General features: G+C 42.7%; 16 protein-coding genes. 6 read left to right on the forward strand and 10 right to left on the reverse strand.

Annotated features, from left to right (window positions below; all coding sequences use genetic code 11):
* Positions 1-63 precede the first annotated feature (63 nt).
* The gene (gene cysN / locus BMX56_RS19405; RefSeq protein WP_090651330.1) at positions 64-1,317 is read left to right on the forward strand and encodes a sulfate adenylyltransferase subunit CysN; all 1,254 of its coding nucleotides are present in this window, start codon (positions 64-66) and stop codon (positions 1,315-1,317) included.
* 171 nt (positions 1,318-1,488) lie between these two features.
* Here cysN and BMX56_RS19410 read toward each other — a convergent pair whose 3' ends face one another.
* The 7 genes from BMX56_RS19410 to rfbC all read right to left on the reverse strand — a co-directional run bounded on the left by BMX56_RS19410 (position 1,489) and on the right by rfbC (position 9,811).
* On the reverse strand, positions 1,489-2,574 hold the full coding sequence (locus BMX56_RS19410; RefSeq protein ID WP_090651331.1) for a mannose-1-phosphate guanylyltransferase: 1,086 nt from the start codon (positions 2,572-2,574) through the stop codon (positions 1,489-1,491).
* 191 nt (positions 2,575-2,765) lie between these two features.
* Positions 2,766-4,040 (reverse strand): DUF1501 domain-containing protein, encoded by a 1,275-nt coding sequence (locus BMX56_RS19415; RefSeq protein ID WP_090651332.1) that lies wholly within the window; start codon positions 4,038-4,040, stop codon positions 2,766-2,768.
* A gap of 21 nt (positions 4,041-4,061) precedes the next feature.
* Positions 4,062-5,960: a DUF1800 domain-containing protein gene (locus BMX56_RS19420; RefSeq protein ID WP_090651333.1), complete on the reverse strand. Its 1,899-nt coding sequence runs from the start codon at positions 5,958-5,960 to the stop codon at positions 4,062-4,064.
* Positions 5,961-6,116: 156 nt separating this feature from the next.
* Complete coding sequence (gene lhgO / locus BMX56_RS19425; protein ID WP_090651334.1) at positions 6,117-7,334, reverse strand: L-2-hydroxyglutarate oxidase; 1,218 nt, start codon at positions 7,332-7,334, stop codon at positions 6,117-6,119.
* A gap of 136 nt (positions 7,335-7,470) precedes the next feature.
* The gene (gene rfbA, locus BMX56_RS19430) at positions 7,471-8,331 is read right to left on the reverse strand and encodes a glucose-1-phosphate thymidylyltransferase RfbA (RefSeq protein WP_090651335.1); all 861 of its coding nucleotides are present in this window, start codon (positions 8,329-8,331) and stop codon (positions 7,471-7,473) included.
* Between the two features lie 19 nt (positions 8,332-8,350).
* Entirely contained in the window at positions 8,351-9,214 is an 864-nt protein-coding gene (rfbD, locus tag BMX56_RS19435; protein WP_090651336.1) for a dTDP-4-dehydrorhamnose reductase, read from the reverse strand.
* 42 nt (positions 9,215-9,256) lie between these two features.
* The gene (gene rfbC / locus BMX56_RS19440) at positions 9,257-9,811 is read right to left on the reverse strand and encodes a dTDP-4-dehydrorhamnose 3,5-epimerase (RefSeq protein WP_090651337.1); all 555 of its coding nucleotides are present in this window, start codon (positions 9,809-9,811) and stop codon (positions 9,257-9,259) included.
* 496 nt (positions 9,812-10,307) lie between these two features.
* Here rfbC and BMX56_RS19445 point away from each other — a divergent pair, with 496 nt between their 5' ends.
* Complete coding sequence (locus tag BMX56_RS19445; RefSeq protein ID WP_090651338.1) at positions 10,308-11,264, forward strand: tRNA modification radical SAM protein MnmL/YtqA; 957 nt, start codon at positions 10,308-10,310, stop codon at positions 11,262-11,264.
* A 29-nt stretch (positions 11,265-11,293) separates the two neighbouring features.
* Here BMX56_RS19445 and BMX56_RS29900 read toward each other — a convergent pair whose 3' ends face one another.
* Both BMX56_RS29900 and BMX56_RS19450 read right to left on the reverse strand, forming a co-directional pair.
* Positions 11,294-11,497, reverse strand: coding sequence for a hypothetical protein (locus BMX56_RS29900; RefSeq protein ID WP_143065480.1), 204 nt, complete (start codon positions 11,495-11,497; stop codon positions 11,294-11,296).
* Positions 11,498-11,510: 13 nt separating this feature from the next.
* Positions 11,511-12,215, reverse strand: coding sequence for a hypothetical protein (locus tag BMX56_RS19450; RefSeq protein WP_090651339.1), 705 nt, complete (start codon positions 12,213-12,215; stop codon positions 11,511-11,513).
* 168 nt (positions 12,216-12,383) lie between these two features.
* Here BMX56_RS19450 and BMX56_RS19455 point away from each other — a divergent pair, with 168 nt between their 5' ends.
* Genes BMX56_RS19455 through BMX56_RS19470 form a run of 4 tightly spaced genes read left to right on the forward strand, consistent with a single transcriptional unit; the run spans position 12,384 to position 17,184 of the window.
* The gene (locus BMX56_RS19455) at positions 12,384-13,616 is read left to right on the forward strand and encodes an acyltransferase family protein (protein ID WP_143065481.1); all 1,233 of its coding nucleotides are present in this window, start codon (positions 12,384-12,386) and stop codon (positions 13,614-13,616) included.
* Positions 13,591-14,949: an acetylxylan esterase gene (locus BMX56_RS19460; protein ID WP_090651341.1), complete on the forward strand. Its 1,359-nt coding sequence runs from the start codon at positions 13,591-13,593 to the stop codon at positions 14,947-14,949. The genes BMX56_RS19455 and BMX56_RS19460 overlap by 26 nt, the downstream gene beginning before the upstream one ends.
* Before the next feature lie 10 nt (positions 14,950-14,959).
* Positions 14,960-15,847: a hypothetical protein gene (locus BMX56_RS19465; protein WP_090651342.1), complete on the forward strand. Its 888-nt coding sequence runs from the start codon at positions 14,960-14,962 to the stop codon at positions 15,845-15,847.
* A 53-nt stretch (positions 15,848-15,900) separates the two neighbouring features.
* Positions 15,901-17,184, forward strand: a complete 1,284-nt coding sequence (locus tag BMX56_RS19470; RefSeq protein ID WP_177183865.1) for an acetylxylan esterase — start codon at positions 15,901-15,903, stop codon at positions 17,182-17,184.
* Positions 17,185-17,568: 384 nt separating this feature from the next.
* On the opposite strand, the gene BMX56_RS19475 is transcribed toward BMX56_RS19470, so the two are convergent.
* Positions 17,569-19,305 carry a thiamine pyrophosphate-dependent enzyme gene (locus BMX56_RS19475; RefSeq protein ID WP_090651344.1) on the reverse strand — a complete coding sequence of 579 codons (1,737 nt, stop codon included), beginning with the start codon at positions 19,303-19,305 and terminating at the stop codon, positions 17,569-17,571.
* Positions 19,306-19,342 lie beyond the last annotated feature (37 nt).

Below are 19,342 nucleotides of genomic sequence, written 5' to 3' on the forward strand. Positions count from 1 at the left end.
CAGGCTTTTTGGCCAACAATATACTACGCCAACCTGGCAACAGGCCACACGTACCTCATTATTATGGAACTATTACGTTTTACAACAGCCGGCAGTGTAGATGATGGGAAAAGTACCCTCATAGGGCGGTTACTATACGACTCCAAATCTATTTTTGAAGATCAGATGGAGGCCGTAAAACAATCGAGCGAAAGGAAAGGCTTACAGCATGTGGATCTTTCGCTTCTTACTGATGGTCTGCGATCTGAAAGGGAACAAGGCATCACTATTGACGTAGCTTACCGCTATTTTGCCACACCAAAACGTAAATTTATTATCGCCGATACCCCCGGGCACATCCAATACACCCGTAACATGGTTACCGGGGCCTCAACCGCTAACTTAGCCTTGGTACTTATTGATGCCCGCAAAGGAGTTGTTGAACAAACCTGCCGTCACTCGTTTATCGCGTCGCTGTTAAAAATACCTCATATCATCGTTTGCATCAACAAAATGGATTTGGTTGGTTACTCTGAAGAGGTATTTAATAATGTAGTTGAGCAATACAAAGCTTTTGCCGCCAAAATAGATGTTAATGATATCCGTTTTGTGCCTATCAGCGCACTTGAAGGCGACAACGTAGTTAACGATTCTGTTAACATGCCGTGGTACAAAGGTGAAAGTTTGTTGCACACTTTAGAAACCATTCATATTGCAAGCGATGAAAACCATGCCGATGCCCGTTTCCCGGTACAAACTGTGATTCGCCCGCATGCTGCCGAATATCATGACTACCGCGGCTATGCAGGCCGTATTGCCGGTGGTATATTTAAACCAGGCGATAAAATAACGGTATTGCCTTCGGGACTAACATCGGCTATTAAATCAATCGATACGTTTTCGGGGCCGGTTGAAGAGGCTTTTGCGCCAATGTCGGTGTCTATTACTTTAGAGGATGACATTGATGTAAGCCGTGGCGATATGATTGTTAAAGACGAAAGCGAACCATTTGTAAGCCAGGATTTGGAGGTGATGCTTTGCTGGATGGGGACCCGTGGCCCGCGTCCGGGAGCTAAATATCACCTTAAAAATACAACCCGCGAGGTAATGGCCATTATAAAGGAAGTTTATTACAAGCTGGACATTAACACCATGGAAAAGCTTGAAAATGCCGGGGATATTAAAATGAACGAGATGGCCCGTGTACGCCTGCGTACCACTCAGCCACTTGTTTTTGATGAATATCGCAAAAACCGTATTACCGGCTCATTAATTTTGGTTGACGAAGCCACCAATGAAACCGTAGCAGCAGGAACGCTGGCCCCTCCCGCCCTTTAATTGCAGATATGCAGATTATAGATTTCAGATGTGCAGATTTCAAATGATGGAATATTAGCTTGTTAAGCTAACAGGGTCCGGTTTAAAAAAAAGCCGGACCCTGTTTTGTTTTTATCATCTGAAATTTAAAATCTGCACATCTGAAATCTGCACATTTGCACATCTGAGACGCTAAATATACTTCGCCCCAAACTTGCTCTTCACATCGGCAACTATCTGTTTCACATTCTGCTCTTCGTCGCGCGGGCAAATCATCAGGGTATTATTGGATTCAACTACGATGAAATCATGCAGACCCTTTAAAATCACCAGTTTTTCGCCAGGTACATTTACCATACAGTTTGATGAATCGTACATGATCACCTTTTCTGAAGGGATAACAGCATTACCTACGTAATCCTTTTCGGCCAGGTCGTAAATAGATGCCCAGGTGCCAAGGTCGCTCCAGCCAAATTCTGATGGCAATACATAAACATTATTGGCTTTTTCCATAATCCCATAGTCAATGGATATATTAACACATTGCTGATAAGCTTTGTGTATATGGTTTTTTTCGGCATCTGTATTATAAACCGGCCTGGCGTCAGCAAAAATTTCGTGCATTTCGGGCAAAAAGGAATCAAAAGCTTTCACAATTTCTTTGGCCGACCATACGAAAATACCGGCATTCCATAAAAAATCGCCGCTTTGGATAAAAGTTTTTGCTATATCAAGCGTTGGCTTTTCAGTAAAGGTTTTCACCTTGTGGAAGTCTGAATTTATGGTATTATCGGTGTATTGAATATAACCATAGCCGGTATCTGGCCTCGATGGCTTGATGCCCAAAGTTACAAGGCAATTATTGGAGGTGGCAGTCTCTAACGATTTAATGATGGCCGTTACAAAAGCGTCTTCATCTAATATCTGCTGATCCGAAGGGGCTACAACAATTGCGGCATCAGGGTTGAGGCTTTCTATTTTAAAACATCCATAAGCTACGCAAGGCGCGGTATTACGCATAACCGGCTCGGTAAGTATTTGTTGGTCTTCCATATCCGGAAGCTGCGTTTTTACAAGTTTGGTATAATTTTCGTTAGTTACAACGTAAATATTTTCTTTAGGACAAACTTTCAAAAAGCGTTCGTAAGTATTTTGAATAAGGGTTTTTCCGGTTCCAAGAATATCAATGAATTGTTTAGGATGCGATGTGCGGCTTATAGGCCAAAAACGGCTACCTATTCCGCCTGCCATGATGATGGCATAGTAGTTTTTGTTCATGTGTAATTTTAAGAATTAAGCTGAATATATCATAATCGAAAATTAGCAACTTTGAGTACTAAAATACACTAACAATTCAACAAAGCAGTAGTTTCATTATAAATTATTTAACAATTAAATCACTCATTATTAAGCACAAAAATCCCGGCCAATTTAATAACCGGAACTACTTTAAAAATAAAATGCAATTATCAGGCCTTAAATACACCTATTGGTTTAGCAGTAAAATCAGGAAAGAGGACTTTATCATTACTGATCCTGAGGTACTTATCGACCACTTCGCTAAACACATTTCTAAAATCGGTTGTAACGGCAAGGTCGCGGCCATCTTCCAGGTTTTCTGTTGCGAGTGGCTGCATATTGCCGTGCACCAGGCCACCGTTTACACTGTTGCCTAAAATAAAGTTACAGGATGCGCGGCCATGATCGGTACCGCCAGTTCCATTTTGATGAACGGTGCGGCCAAATTCGGTCATTGTCATTACGGTTACGTCATCCTGGTAGGTACTGCCAATGTCCGTCCAGAAAGCCATCATGCTATTGCTCAGATCTGCTACGTTTCGGGCAAATATGCCATTCGCCGTTCCCTGGTTAAAGTGCGTATCCCAACCATTTGATTCGGCAAAAGCTACTTCCATACCCACATTCATTTTTATCAACTGCGCAATTTGCTTTAAAGAATTACCTAAAGCCGAGTTTGGATAAACGGCGCCGTTGGCGGGTACATAATTTTTAATATTGGCCTTTTGCAGCATTTTTAAGGCATCAAAACTCTCCTTGCCAGTATCTTTTAATAAACCGGGAGCGGTTCTGTCATAAAGCTCTTCAAAGCTTTTTGCGGCCAGGTTGGTACCTGCAGGGTTACCACGCATTTGCAATGCAAAATCCTGCAGGTTGCTGATTGCAACGGCCGGGTTATCGCCATAAAAAGAACGGGGCATAGCCGATGTTAAGCTTACTGCTGTAAAAGGTGTAAGCGCATCATGGCCTAACAAGCCAATAGCACGGTTAAGCCAACCACTTGCAGTACCTTTATTAAAGGGTGTGCCGCTTTCCATGTAATCCTGCGCATCAAAATGCGAGCGAGTGTTATTTGGCGAGCCGATACCATGAACTATGCCCAGCCTTTTTTCGCGAAACATAGGTTCAAAAGCCTTCATTGACGGGTGTAATCCAAACCTGCCATCGAGGTCTATCAATGGGTTATCGTTACCTGTTTTGGCAGCATCCATAAATAAGCCGGGGCGGGCCTCCTTAAGGTATTGATCGGTAAACGGGGTTACGGCCATCAATCCATCCATTGCACCACGCTGAAAAATGCACACCAGCGTTTTTCCTTTTTTATAAGGGGTTATTATCTTATCCTGCGCGGCAGCTTCGGCTATAAATGCCGGTATGCCTCCCATAAGCCCAACGCCAAAAAGGGCAAGGCCACCTGTTTTTAAAAATCCTCGTCTTGATAACATAATCTTTTGCAATTTATCAAATTAACGTCGTTGGTATTCCGGCGATCCAATGATAATACCAACTACCTGGGCCATCATTGATTTTGCCTCATCGGGCTTAGGCATTACCTGTGTCCTGGCTTTTTTGCCCGCGGTGTCGCCCACCATTGATAAGGCATCTTTAACCGGCGACGTAGTAATATTACTTGCCTTATCTACCTTTACCACCAGTTGCGGATCATTGAGCATTGGGGTGAGTTGTTTTATAGTGTTATCCAACGGCCGTTCGGGCATAATAAGTTTGCTATAGGTAATAAGTGCTGCCTGGCTGCTTTCGGGCTCGTGGCCTCTGTTTAATTTTAATAAGTCGAATTTTATGCCGGGAATTCTACCTGTTGCAAAAGCCAGCCCAAAGTTCATCCGGCTAAGTAAAGCACCTGTGTTGATCCAGTACTGGCCCTTATCCGGGAAGCCGGTTGGCGCCTGGTAATAATATACCTTTTCGCCCATCCGGTTTATCCAGGTATATAACTGGTATGGCTGTGTCACCTGGGCGTTTAAGCTACGCACTGTATTTATGGCCAGTTCAAACGGCGATTTTGTTTTTTCGCGCAAGGCAGATGCCGACCAAAACTCCGGCGCAGATACCATCGCAATTAATACCTGTTTAATATCGCCATCGCTGTTTAAAAAGGTTTTGGCCATTTTATCTATTAAACTCTGTGGCGGTGCATCGCTTACAAACCTTACCGCCAGCTTACGCGATATGAATTTTGCTGTAGATGGGTGATGTGCCAGCATACTCAATAATTGTACACCTTCATCGTAACCTCCATTGGGGCCAAAGTGCCGGCCTAATACAACCTTTTCGCTGTGATCATGGCGGCCCGGGGTGAATAAAAAATCGCCGTCATGCACCATTCCTTCAGCAATAATACCCTTATCTATAACTTTTGATATGATATCTTTTCCCTTGCTAAAATCACCCATAGGGTATACCGACCAGCCTGTAAGCACTTTAGCCGCCTGGGTAACATCCTGCTGGCTGTACCCGCCATCAACACCCAGCGTATGCAGTTCCATTACTTCTCGGGCGTAGTTTTCGTTAAGGCCACGTTGCTGCCTTGCTTTTTTTAATTGGTTAAGTGCCATGGCTTGCTTAGTTGTATCAGCAAACACCAATTTGAGTGTTATTTTAGGCTTCTCTGGCGGGGCAGATGCGCTGCTAAAATTATCCAGGTAATACAACATAGCCGGCGATTTGGCTGTGGCTAACAACAAATCATTAAACTTACCCAATGCATCAGGCCTGATAACATCGCGCTCATAATCAGGTATAAACTGGGCGCATTCATTTTTAGTAATAGATACGTTGAAATGGTTAAACCAAAAACTGGTCATTACCTCCTGCAGCTGGTTATTTGTATAGGCTGCCCTTAGTATTTTTTGATTGATGAACTGCCTGAATAGCTCCTGCTGTGGTTTCATGCCCTTTTGAACCATATACTCCTGTAGCATCTTTTTATATTCGGGCTTATTATTTTGAATTGAATCTTTATTGATAATCCCATCTTTTATAGCCCGCCGTGCTACAATCCCCGGCCGGGGATAGGTATCAACAATTTGGCTGTTGCTTAGTTTAAGAGCATCAAAGCTATCCAGCGTATGGTTAAGGGAATCATCCGGTAGTTTGGCATCCAATTGCTCGCTAAACCATTTTTCCAAACCCTCGCGGGCTACGGCTTCAACCTGGCCTGGCGTGGCGCCATAGGTAAAACGGCTAAGTAAATGTGCCGCAGCCTGATTTTTACTCAAACCAGCCTGTTTATAGGGGAACTTATGAATCTCATTTGGATTATTGCGGTCATAAAACGATGAAAAAAACAGCAAACCGCCAATGAGCACAAACACCGGCAGCACCAAACCTTTTAATGATTTCATAAATGAATTATTTTCCGTTTACAATTCTATGACCAAGATGAGCAGGGATAGTTTAATCCAAATGTAACAGGACATTGTAACAAATATGTGCAGGAATTGTAAAAACTAAAAAGCCCGCAAATAGTTTGCCGGCTTTTTATGGAAGTTTTAAAAATACTAATAAAACCCAAACTGCCCGGCAGCCATATCGGCAATTGCATTGCCAATAGCTAATGATGCCGTTGCTGCCGGCGACGGGGCGTTGATAACATGCAGCATATTATCCTTGGCCTCAATTTTAAAATCATCAAGAGTTTCGCCTTCGGCAGATATGGCCATTGCCCTTACGCCGGCACGGCCCGGCTGTAAATCGTCCATAGTAAGGCTGGGGATAAGCTGTTGCAGGCCGGTTAAAAAACGTTTTTTTGAAAATGCACGCCGGTACTCATCAAGCCCAAAACGCCAATGTTTTGTAAACAGGTTCCAGGTTCCTTTAAATTTCAAAGCCTCGATAGTATCGCCTAACGAAAAATCGGTTTTGCCGTATCCTTCGCGCTTAAATACAAATACGGCGTTGGGGCCGCACTCTACGGTACCGTCAATCATCCGCGTAAAATGTACGCCAAGGAAAGGGAACTCGGGATTTGGTACCGGGTAGATAAGGTTTTTCACTTTGCTTTTCCCCTGTTCGGTCAAATCAAAATAATCGCCCCGGAAGCCAACTATATGGGCCTCGCTTGGCGCACCGGCACCGGCTGCCAACCTGTCGGCTTGTAATCCGCCCGCGGTAATTAAATATTTTGTATTAAAGGTACCTTTGCTGGCAATAACTGTGGTATAATCGGCATGGTGTTCAAATGCTTTGGCAGCGCAATTGGTAAGTACTTTGCTTTGGGGGAATTTAGCCTCAAACAGTTCGCGGTATTTACGCGTAACGGCAGCAAAGCCAATAATGCCGGTGCAAGGCACCCAGATGCCTTCAATCCCTTCACAATAAGGTTCAATTTCTTTAATCTGCGCACTGTTTATACGTTCAATCCCTTCTACGCCGTTGGCCAGGCCGTTATTAAAAACCTTGTTCATGTGGGCCAATTCCGATTGTTTGGTAGCTACAATGACTTTTCCGCAAATATCATGAGGTACCTTATGCTCTTTTGCGAACGCAACCAGTTCCCGGCGGCCATTTACGCATAATTTAGCCTTATATGAATTGGGTTTGTAGTAGATACCCGAATGAATAACGCCCGAATTATGCCCCGTTTGGTGGGCGGCCACCTCGCCTTCCTTCTCCAGCACAAGGATTTTTTTATCAGGATTGCGTGTATTGATTTTATAGGCTGTCGCCATCCCAACAATGCCGCCACCTACAACAATAAGATCATATAGGTTTTCCATTGCTTGATTATTCCATGTTACTTTAATAACGTTAATTTACGCCTAAACTTTTAAGTCCGTCCAAAAATACAAAAAACGGATTGGCGCAGTCAATCCGTTTTCATTTTAAAACCCCATATAATTGGGTACTATGCTGCTATTCTTGTATTCCTTGAATATATTTCCCGTATCCGCTTTTAATATATTTTTGAGCTAACACTTGCAGCTGTTCATATGTTATAAAGCCCATCCTGTAAGCCACTTCTTCAATGCAGCCTATTTTGGTACACTGTCGTTTTTCAATAACCCTCACAAATTCCGACGCATCGCTTAGCGAATCAAAAGTACCGGTATCAAGCCACGCGGTACCGCGGTCCATTACACCAACCTGGAGTTCTCCTTTTTCAAGATAGAGCCTGTTTACATCGGTAATTTCAAATTCGCCCCGCGGGGATGCCGGGATGTTCTTTGCAATTTCTACAACCTGGTTGTCATAAAAATACAAGCCGGGCACGGCATAATTTGATTTTGGCTTTAAAGGCTTCTCTTCGATAGACAGCGCTTTAAAGTTTTTGTCAAACTCAACTACGCCATATCTTTCAGGATCAGCAACGGGGTAAGCAAATATAGCTGCACCATTTACGTCGTTAAAGCTTTGCAACAACTTGCTAAAGCCCGATCCATAAAATATATTGTCGCCAAGTACCAAAGCTACCTTATCAGTGCCAATAAAATCAGCCCCAATTACAAAAGCCTGCGCAAGCCCATTAGGTACTTCCTGCACTGCAAACTCAAAACGGCAACCAAGTTCGCTGCCATCGCCCAGCAAACGCACAAAACCAGGCTGATCTTCGGGGGTTGTTATTATTAATATCTCGTTTATCCCGGCAAGCATCAATACCGATAAGGGATAATAAATCATTGGTTTATCGTAAATAGGCATCAGTTGCTTGCTGATGGCTTTGGTAATTGGGTAAAGACGGGTTCCGGAGCCGCCTGCCAGGATAATTCCTTTCATATGAGGGTTGTTTAGATTTTTATTGTGCAGATTCAAGCGCTTCAATACAAACTTTAAGACTGTCACGCCAGTACGGGATACTAATGCCAAATGTTTTCTTAATCTTTGATTTATCCATTACAGAAAAAGCGGGCCTTGTTGCCCTTGTAGGATATTCGCTTGTACGTATGGGATAAACTTTCACCTGGGTATTTGATATATCAAATATGCCCTTCGCAAAATCGTACCACGAGGTAACGCCTTCATTGCTGTAATGATAGGTACCGTAGTTGCCTTGTCCCGAAGCAATGATATCCAATATAGCGCCCGCCAGGTCAATAGCGTATGTGGGTGTACCCACCTGGTCGACAATGATCTTCAACTCGTCCCTTTCGGCACCAAGCTTAAGCATAGTTTTAACAAAATTATTGGCAAATTCAGAGTACAACCAGCTGGTACGGATAATGTAATGCGCCGGCAAAATTGTGGCAACCTCCTGCTCGCCTTCTAATTTTGTAAGGCCATAAATGCTTATTGGTTCGGCAATATCATCTTCTGCAAGTGGGCTGGGTACGTCCCCCCTGAAAACAAAATCGGTTGAGATTTGTACCAATACAGCATCGTGTGCCTTACACTGAATTGCCAGGTTTTCGGCACCTGTCTTGTTTATTTTTCGGGCAAGGTCAATATCGTCTTCTGCTTTATCCACAGCGGTGTAAGCTGCGCAATTAATAACATAAGCAGGTTTATATTGTTCAAATACCTTATTTAGTAACCCTGCGTCCAGGATATTGGCTTCAGATTCGGGAGGAAAAAACATGGAAGTGATACCTTTAACGGCGGCTACCTTTTTCAAACACTGCCCCAACTGGCCAGAAGCACCGAATACTACTATATTTTGCATATCGAAATTTTATAATTTAAGTACTGGCGATAAATGTAATTATTAAAAACCCAGCTCACCTGCATCTTTTAAAAATGGCAGTTCAAGGTCCTTTTCAGATACTAACAATTCGCTTGGCGGCATCCCCCAATCAATATTCAACTCCGGATCAGCATAATGTAACCCGCCTTCGGCCGCTTTATGGTAATAATTATCGCATTTGTATTGAAAAACTGCAATATCGCTCAATACGATGAAGCCATGTGCAAAGCCACGGGGAATAAAAAGCTGCTGGTTATTTTCTTCAGATAGCTTTACCGAGAAGTGCTGGGCATAAGTGGGCGAGCCTGTGCGCAAATCGACAGCTACATCCAACACCTCACCTTTAGTTACCCTCACCAGCTTTGCTTGCGCATATTCGCCTTTTTGCAGATGCAACCCCCTGAATACGCCTTTTGTTGAATACGATTGATTATCCTGAACAAAATTCACCTCGTAACCTACTACATTGTTAAAGTTTTGCGTGTTATAGGATTCAAAAAAGTATCCCCGGGCATCATTAAAAATCCTGGGGGTTATAATTATGCATCCTTCGAGCGGAGTGGGTGTGATTAGCATCGTGTATGGAAATGATTATTTGTCGGTTAAAGTTTTATATTTTGTATAATATAAGTAATTATAGCTTGTATCCTTATTAATGCAATATTATTGGTTATTTTGATGTTCGGGATGGCCTTTCAAAATAAGCATTGCCCATTTGTTTATTTATGTGTAACTTCTTTTTAATTTTGTAAAGGTACAAAATCAAAAATTTCAATACGGCTGCTTTACCAGTCCCGGCTGTATATTTAATCACCTATAAATAATTTCAACAATATTTTCTGCCCGCCAGGTGCAGGAGACCACGCCATCGAAATAGCACAATGTGTGTATCAAAATAAATAATCTTTTTTGTCCAAACATCGCAAATACTTTACTTTAAACATCCCCACACAAAAAAATGTTTTTCAGCAGAGCTGGCAGCTATTTCATCCAAGCTATCCAAAAGGATTACTTCCGGGCTAATCAACCCTAAAAAGCACACCTGCAACAAATTCATTATCTTTGCGGCACAATGCAATTAACAGGAGAGAAAACAGCGGTTTGGGAAAAGGGTTATAACAATTATGGCCCCTGGCTTAAGGAAAAATACAAAGGTCACCGGGTATTTAAAGTTATTGTTGATGGCGGCTTTACCTGCCCCAATCGCGACGGCAGCAAAGGCTATGGCGGCTGCACCTATTGCAATGTCGATTCGTTTACGCCATCTGTAAGCCGTAATGCCCCAACCGTACGCCAACAGGTTATAGAAGGCATGGAGCGCGCCCGCAAAGGCAACAAGGCCGATAAATTCATCATCTACTTTCAGCCTAACACTAATACTTATGCTCCCGCGCATTATTTAAAAATGATGTACGACGAGGCGCTGAGCTACGGTACCGAAGACATTGTTGGTTTGAGCGTTGGCACCCGTCCCGACTGTATTGATGCCGAAAAAATTGCCCTGCTTGAAAGTTATACCGACAGGTTTGACGTAGACCTGGAAATGGGTATGGAATCGATATATAACGAAACCCTGGGCCAGATAAACCGTGGCTGCAGTCACGAGGAATTGGTAAAAGCCCTTAAACTGGTTGAGAACAGCAAACTGGATATTTGTGTGCATACCATTTTTGGTTTCCCATGGGAAACCCACGAAATGATGCTTAAATATGCCGATGAGATAAACCGTTTCCCGCAGATAAAATTTGTAAAATTCCACCATCTGCATATTGTAGAAGGATCGGTAATGGGCGTAAAATACAAACGTGAGCCATTTAAACTTTTCGGTATCGATGAATACGCCGACTTTTTATGCGAGCTTCTCCCCCGAGTTCGTCCTGATATCGTAATCCAGCGCCTGTTTGGCTTAAGCGACCGTGAACTACTGATAGCTCCAAACTGGGGCTTAAAAAAATCGGAGATCCAATATTATATTGATCAAAGAATTTTGAGCCGGGGTGTGGTGCAGGGGAGTGCGTTAGGTTTGTGATCAAACTGTTTTAACCTAACCCGAATGAGTTATTTATAAAATATTTTCTGTGAAGCTTTAAACTCATTGTTAACATAAAATAGTTTGGTATTCACTGTGCCATTCGGGTTGTAAATAATTTTGGTAATCACATCAAAAGGTTCATCGCCTTTATAATCGTACTTAACTTTTTGCACACATTGTTGCAGGTTATTGTACTTAAAAGACCTGAAAGGAGCGCCCTCCCTTAACACAGTTATTGTTTTTTTATCGGCAGTGGTATCTGTTCTTATGGTATAAGAATAGTTGACGCGCTTCTCTGGCCCCAATAAAGTCTATTTTCTCCAAATTACCATTATTGTAGTGAAAAATATTAGATATGTATAGGTACTTGTTCTCCGAGTTCCGGGCTATTTTCAAAATATTTCCTTGCGAATCAAACTCCCTTTTCTGACTATAGTTAAATACACTGTCAGTATCATATGAAATGTTAAGAGTTAATTGTCCGGAATTGTTATAAGCAAACTCCGTAATGCTCACATAATCTTTGAGTGGGCCTTTATGATCAAACTTAACATAGTCAGTTCTTTTTTCAATCAGGCCAAGGCTATTATAGATGTACAAATATTTATAAGTGGATGAGTTGAGTTTATTACATTTTTCCTCCTGTAAGATTTGACCCGCACTATTATATTGATAATCGATTGTTTCAAACAGCGTCGAATCGGTGGCCCCGGTTTTATTTTCCACGTATTGCCAGGTTTCCTGATGTTTTATGTTATTTACCTGGATAAACTTATCTGGCGAAAAGCTTTCATGTAATAACGTTTCAACAATGGTTTGTTTTGGCTCAAAATCGTCCTGAAGCAAATTCCTGATAAATTGTGGAGTTCCCTGAAGATCTGAACGATATTGAGCCCACAGGTTATTAAAGCTATTGAGTAAAATAAACAAAAGTAAAAATTTGCGCATAAACGGTTTAGTATGCTCCTAAAATATAAAATATTTAACAATTGCAACATCGCCATAAGCCATCTTGACCCAAATTTCAAATCTACGGGCATTAAATTTCCCTTTGGTACCAGTTTTGTTAACCCATAGTTGAAAAATCCCGTATAAAAATTTTAACTTAGATACGTTTTGTCACAAAGAGCGCAACAAAATTACATTCCAGCATTAACCGGTGTACGCGCGATGGCTGCTTACCTGGTTTTTATATCGCATTTTGCGTATGTTTTTGATGAAAAATTTCCTCACTCTGTGCAACGCTTTTTTAACGAGTTCCACATTGGGGTTACCATTTTCTTTGTACTATCGGGCTTCTTAATTGCTTTCAGGTACTTTGATAGCTTTAAGCTTACCAAAAATTGGTTTAAGCAGTACCTTAAAAACAGGGTTGCGCGCATATACCCCATGTATGCCATTTTAACCGTCGGCGCTTTCATTGCCTTTTATTTTACCAACAATCAAATTGTCACCGCGGGGCATAACCCCATAGCCATGTTCCTGATGAACATCGTTTTTTTGCGGGGCTTTTTTGATCAGCTTAAATTTACCGGGGTGGCACAAGGCTGGTCATTAACTGTTGAAGAATGCTTCTACTTTTCGGCGCCTTTTATCTTTTTGATAGCTACCAAATACAAAAGGTTTTATATTCAGCCTATAGCTGTTACCGGCCTGGGCGTTGTGCTGGTGTTAATATTCAGCCATGTTAACTGGTATGGCTTTTTTGGCAACTTCACTTTTATGATGTTGTATACCTTTTTGGGCAGGTGCTTTGAGTTTTTTGCAGGCATACAGCTTGCACTTATAATACGCAGGCAAAAGCCGGAGGGTAACAGCAAAAAGAAACTTACCTATCTGGGTTTTTTCCTGATTTTCGTTTGCGTGTGGATTATGTCGGTACTACCTATTCCGAAGGGCCAGGAAGCCGGCTTGCATAACCCTTTGGGTATTATCACCAATAACTACCTGCTGGCCTTATCAATTACGTTGTTTTTTTATGGCATACTAACCGAGACAACTTTGCTGAAAAAAATCCTGGCCACCCGGTTTGTTGAACTATTAGGCAAAAGTTCGTATATATTTTACCTGGTACACCTGGGCTACATGTACAACTTTTTACATTTTGGTTTTAACTGGCTTAACGATTATACTTTTACACTTTATGACAAATGGGGGGTCGACTGGCATTCGCCGTTTCAGTATGATAGCTTAAACCTTCTGTATGCTTTTATCGTTTTAAATATAATTTCTATCACCTTATTTAAGCTAATTGAGGAACCGTTAAACCATTATATCCGAAAATCAGATTTTCTGATCAAAAACAAATCACCCAAGCCCGAAAATGAACCGGCAAATATCAATGCTTAGTGAATATATTATGGTGCGTAAATTAAAAAGATACCTGATTCTAATCGGGGCGTTATTGGCTTTTCAGCAGGTACTTGCGCAGCACGATTCGCCGGTTAACCCTAAAAAAGAAGATGAAGAAAGCGTATCAACTATATTAAATATTAATAACAAAGACGGTATATTTAATTCGGTTGCGTCATTTACCTTCGACGTAAAAAACACCTATGATACCCAACAGGAAGGCACTGTATCATACCTGATTACCGACGAAAAAGGTGTAAAAGTTAAAGCCCTTTCAAAACCTGTAAAAATTGAAAGAAAAAGCACAGAGCACTACAGCTTTGAAATCCCTGCGCTTAAAACCGGGTTTTATAAGCTTAACATGATGATCAATGTATCTGACTATGACGATACCACCCGCCGGGCTTTTGGCATCAGGGCCGATGAGATCAAATCAGCGTATCCTAAGCCGGCAGATTTCGACAGTTTTTGGGCCAATGCCAAAGCCGAGCTGGCTAAAGTAAAACCACAATTTAAGGTAACTGAGGATCCATCCCAAAACACCGATAACCGCAGGGTTTTCCTCATCGAAATGAAATCGTTAGATAACCTGACTATCCGGGGATGGATGACGGTTCCCAAAAACAATAATAAAAACAAGCAATTTTCAGTACTTTTAGGACTACCGGGCTACCAGGTTAGTTTGCAACCCATTGTAGGGCGCGATGATGATTTAGTAATTATCACCTTAAATACCAGGGGACAGGGTAATAGCCGCGATGTTATACATACCGAACGCGATGCCTTTATATCATACAATATTGAAGACAGGGATAAATATGTAATGCGGGGCGTAATTATGGATTGTGTACGTGCGGTTGACTTTATTTACTCGCGTAAAGAGCTAAGGCACGATCAAATTCTGGCTACCGGTGGCAGTATGGGCGGCTATCTGGCCATTGCCCTTGCTGCATTAGATAAGAGGATAACTATTTGCTCGGCCCAAAACCCTATCCTGAGCGATGTGCACAATTTGGTTGGTACAGTGGAATGGCCCATAAAGGATATCAGAAAATATGTAGCAGGCAGGCCCGGCGTAAACTTTGACCAGGTACTGCATAATATGGAATATTACGACACTAAAAACTTTGCAACTGATATTAAGTGCCCTATTCTGCTGGGTTTAGGTCTGCTTGATCCCTATGTGCCGCCGGGCAACGGCTTTGCGGTTTACAACTCATTAAATACCGATAAAAAAGTAATGGTATTTAAAGACCTGGGACACGAGGTAAGCCAAAAATACAAAGATTACGAGGGTGCCTGGATGCGCGATACCTTTGGATTATTTTAACTATACACCTATGGATAAAAACATGACCGCAAACAAAAAATTATTCAAATACCTGCTTGCAGTGGCAATACTCATGGCTTTTTCACCACGCGATAGCTATGCCGATGGCTTTCCGGTAAGGCCGGGCCGGTTTATTTTATCACCGTCGGTAAGTTACTTTTTTGCCAACAAACAATTCGACTCAACAAGCCATAGGCGGGCGTTTGATGATAACGGGCGTTTTCATTCTGTTAGCTACTCGTTTTATAGCGAATATGGTATCAGCAGGAAGTTTACACTATCTGCCCTGGTGCCTTATTCCATGAACTACTTTAATACCGACAGTTTAACGCATGCCATCACCACATCGGGTTTGCAGGATATTGAAATTGGCCTTAAATATTACCTGGCCAACATCAACTACAAATATTATTTCAGCATAAAAGCTACCGGTATTATACCTACCTACCGTAATAATGCAAGCCTGGGTTATGGTTATTATGGCTCCGAACTTAAGCTTGCCTTTGCGGGCAGCGGGCATTTATTTGGTAAGCAAAGCTATTTTGTTGCCGAAAATGCCGTTCGCGAATATTTTGGAAGCGAATCTGTTTTCCAGGACAGGTATAACCTTACGTATGGCTTAACGCTCGATAAAAAATTCAAGGAACAGCTCTCGATAAGTATCGGCGGCTTTTACGCAACAAGCAGTAATTCATTTATAAATCCTAATCCTATTATTTCGGCCAATCCTAATACCAGCAAAAACTTTGCGTTTAACCAGGTATCGGCAAGTTACGGGCATGCTTTTACTAAAAATTTATCGCTGTTTTTAACCGGCGGAACTTTTATAACCGGCCGCAATACAGGTGCGGGTACCAGCCTGTCGGCATCGTTGAATTACCGGTTAGATACCCGATAGTTTTAATACATATTTGAAACAGAATTATGAACGGCCTAAAATCCTTTATCCTCGTGTTACAACTTGTCCTGCTTTTAATAACAGGCAGCGCGAATGCAATAACAACTGTTCATAAGGCTGATCAGGAGATATCAACCACGCTCATAGCCGGCAGTAAAGATGCCATTTTTAATGGCCGCGCCAGTTATACCTTTAACGTAAAAAATGCGACGGATGTGCCGCAAACCGGCACTGTATCGTACATCGCAGTTACGCCCACAGGGGTTACGGTTGCAAAAGAAAGCAGGAAGGTAAATCTATCCAAACATAGCAGCGCCAGCTATGACTTTACCGTACCGGAGCAAAAACCAGGATTTTACAAGGTCAATTTTATGATCAATGTATCTGACTATGATGATACAACACGCCGCGTGTTTGGCATTCGCCCGGAAGAGATCCAATCACAACATGGCCGCCCTGCCGATTTTGACAGTTTTTGGCAAAATACCAAAAGCGAATTGGCCACGGTTAAGCCGCAATTTAAGATGACCGAAAAAGCCGAGCAGGAAACAGAAAACCGCAAGGTTTATTTGATAGAGATGCGCTCGCTGGATAATATCACTGTACGGGGCTGGTTAACAATTCCTAAAACCAGCATCAGGAACAGACGCTTTAGCACCCTTTTGGCATTGCCGGGCTACCAGGTTGATTTAAAACCCATGTTAGGCGAAGACAATGATATCGCCATTATTACTCTTAATGTGCGCGGCCAGGGCAACAGCCGCGATGTAATTCATCCTAAAAGACCAGATTATATTAGCCTAAACGCCGAGGATAAAAACAAATATGTACTTCGCGGCGCCATTATGGATTGTATCCGCGCTATTGATTTCATTTATTCGCGGCCCGAACTTGATCCTAAGCGTATTGAGGTATCGGGTGGCAGCCTGGGCGGTTTTCTCGCTGCTGCGGTAGCGGGGCTGGATAATCGTGTGCAACTCGTTTCATCACAAAATCCTATCCTGAGCGATATCCGTAATCTTCCCGACCAGGAAGACTGGCCTTTGTATGATTTGCACAAATACGCAGGCGAAAAAGGGATTAAATTTGATAAAATATTGGATAACCTGGATTACTTCGACATCAAAAACTTTGCGCAAAATATTCAAATTCCCATCCTGTTGGGTATCGGTTTGCTTGACCACCTGGCACCGCCCAATAATGAGTACGCTTTTTACAACCTCATTCCCCAAAAGCACCGCGGCATTATGGTTTTTAAAGACCTCGGCCACGAAGTACCAATGACCTACGTGCTGAAAGATGGCCATATGATGCGGGATAAGTTTGGCTTATTTTAAAATGCTGCCGCGGGTTTAACGAAACGTAACCCGTGGTAAAAATAATATAAGCATCAAACGCTACCTTGTTTTTATTACCCGATACTGATTAAATGATCGAGGTATCGAAGGGACTGGTATTGGTCAAAAACAGGCACAAATATTTGGATGCGCCTAAATTGCGCTATCAGTTTAATGTTAACCATGATTAAATATAAAATATTGAATATCAGATATTTATAAATATTTTACCTGAAATGTGTTAAGTTATGTTAACCCAATCAGATGCGCCCTGGGGATTGATTTAATGTTGATTTAAATTGTGTTTATTAATTTAAGCTGGAAGCTTAAATTAATAAACACGGGTTACGCTTCGCTAAACCCACGGCAGCTTGTTTTAAAACGTTACAACAAATCCTTCAGATGTTTATAGTTGGCCTTAACGGTGTCCAATACCTCGTCCATATGGCCGTTAAGCATTAGTTTGGTCATGGAAACCGCCATGCCTGCAACCTGTTTCAGTTCAATTTTCGGCGGCATGGCCAGGGCATTAGGGTCGGTAAAAACGTTTAACAACGCGGGGCCGTCAAAAGCAAGGGCATCACTTATAGCCTGTCTTACTTCGCCGGGTTCGGTAACGGTGAAGCCTTTAATACCCATAGCCTGGGCAACCAATGCAAAATCGGGGTTGTACATATCGGTTTGCCAATCGGGCAGGCCGGTAACTTCCATCTCCAGCTTTACCATGCCCAATGAGCGGTTATTAAAAACTACAATTTTAACCGGTAATTTATACTGAACGATTGTTGCCAGATCGCCCAAAAGCATCGAGAGGCCGCCATCGCCGCAAAGTGCTATCACCTGCTGCCCTGGCCGCGAAAGCGCCGCGCCTATGGCCTGGGGCATGGCATTGGCCATCGATCCGTGGTTAAAGGAACCTATCATTTGTCGCTTGCCAGTAGCATTAATATAACGCGAGCCCCATACGCACGACATCCCCGTATCTACCGTAAAAATCGCATCCTCGGCAGCGAGTTTATCCAGTACATGAGCCACAAACTCGGGGTGAATTTTGTCAGTTTCGCCGCTATCGTCAACATAAGTTTGCATTTTATCTTTAACATCGGCATACACTTTTAGCTGGGCCTGCAAGAAGCTGTCATCTTGTTTTTGGGCGATGAGGGGCAGCAGCGCTGTTAAAGTATCTTTCACAGTTCCGCATAAACCAATATCAACTTTGGCGCGGCGGCCAAGCCGTTCGGGCTTAATATCTACCTGTACTATCTTACAATCTGCAGGCATAAATGGTGTATACGGAAAATCGGTGCCCAGCAGTATCAGCAGGTCGCACTCATGCATGCTGTGGTAGGCCGATGGCAGGCCAAGCAGCCCCGTCATGCCCACTTCATTAGGATTATCATACTGGATATCCATTTTAGCACGAAACGAATAGGCTACCGTAGCATTCAGTTTTTGTGATAACTCCACCACTTCGTCATGCGCGTCGGCAGCGCCAATACCGCAAAATATAGTAATTTTATTATTACGGTTAATTAATTCGGCCAGCTGCTGCAAATCGGCATCTGTAGGGCGGATAATAGGAGCCGGATTAAAGTTTTGGATTGATGTTTCGATATCAACGGCATCCATGCCGGATAAATCGCCCGGCAGGCCAATTACGGCAACACCCTTTTGATGCACCGCGCTTTGGATACCGGCCTGCAGCATGCGCGGCAATTGTTTTGGCGTGGTGGCTATCTGGTTATAGTAACTACAATCATCAAACAGCTTAATAGTATTGGTTTCCTGGAAATAGTTTGTGCCAAACTCAAAACTGGCAATTGTTGACGCAATGGCTATAACGGGCGCGCCCGAGCGGTGGGCATCATATAATCCGTTTATCAAATGTACATGACCTGGCCCGCTGCTGCCTGCACAACAGGCAAGGCCGTTCAGCTGTGCTTCGGCACCGGCAGCGTAGGCGCCGGCTTCTTCATGTCGGACGTGGACCCACTGAATGCTGCCTTCGCGCCTTACGGCATCATTTACTTCGTTAAGGCTATCGCCTGTTACCGCGTAAATTCTTTTGATGCCGGCATCTACCAGCATCTGTACCAATTGGTCCGCAACTTTTTTTGCCATTGTAATTTTGATTATCTCCGTATAGCTTAACCAAATT

The organism is Mucilaginibacter sp. OK283, assembly GCF_900110415.1.
Classification (GTDB): domain Bacteria; phylum Bacteroidota; class Bacteroidia; order Sphingobacteriales; family Sphingobacteriaceae; genus Mucilaginibacter.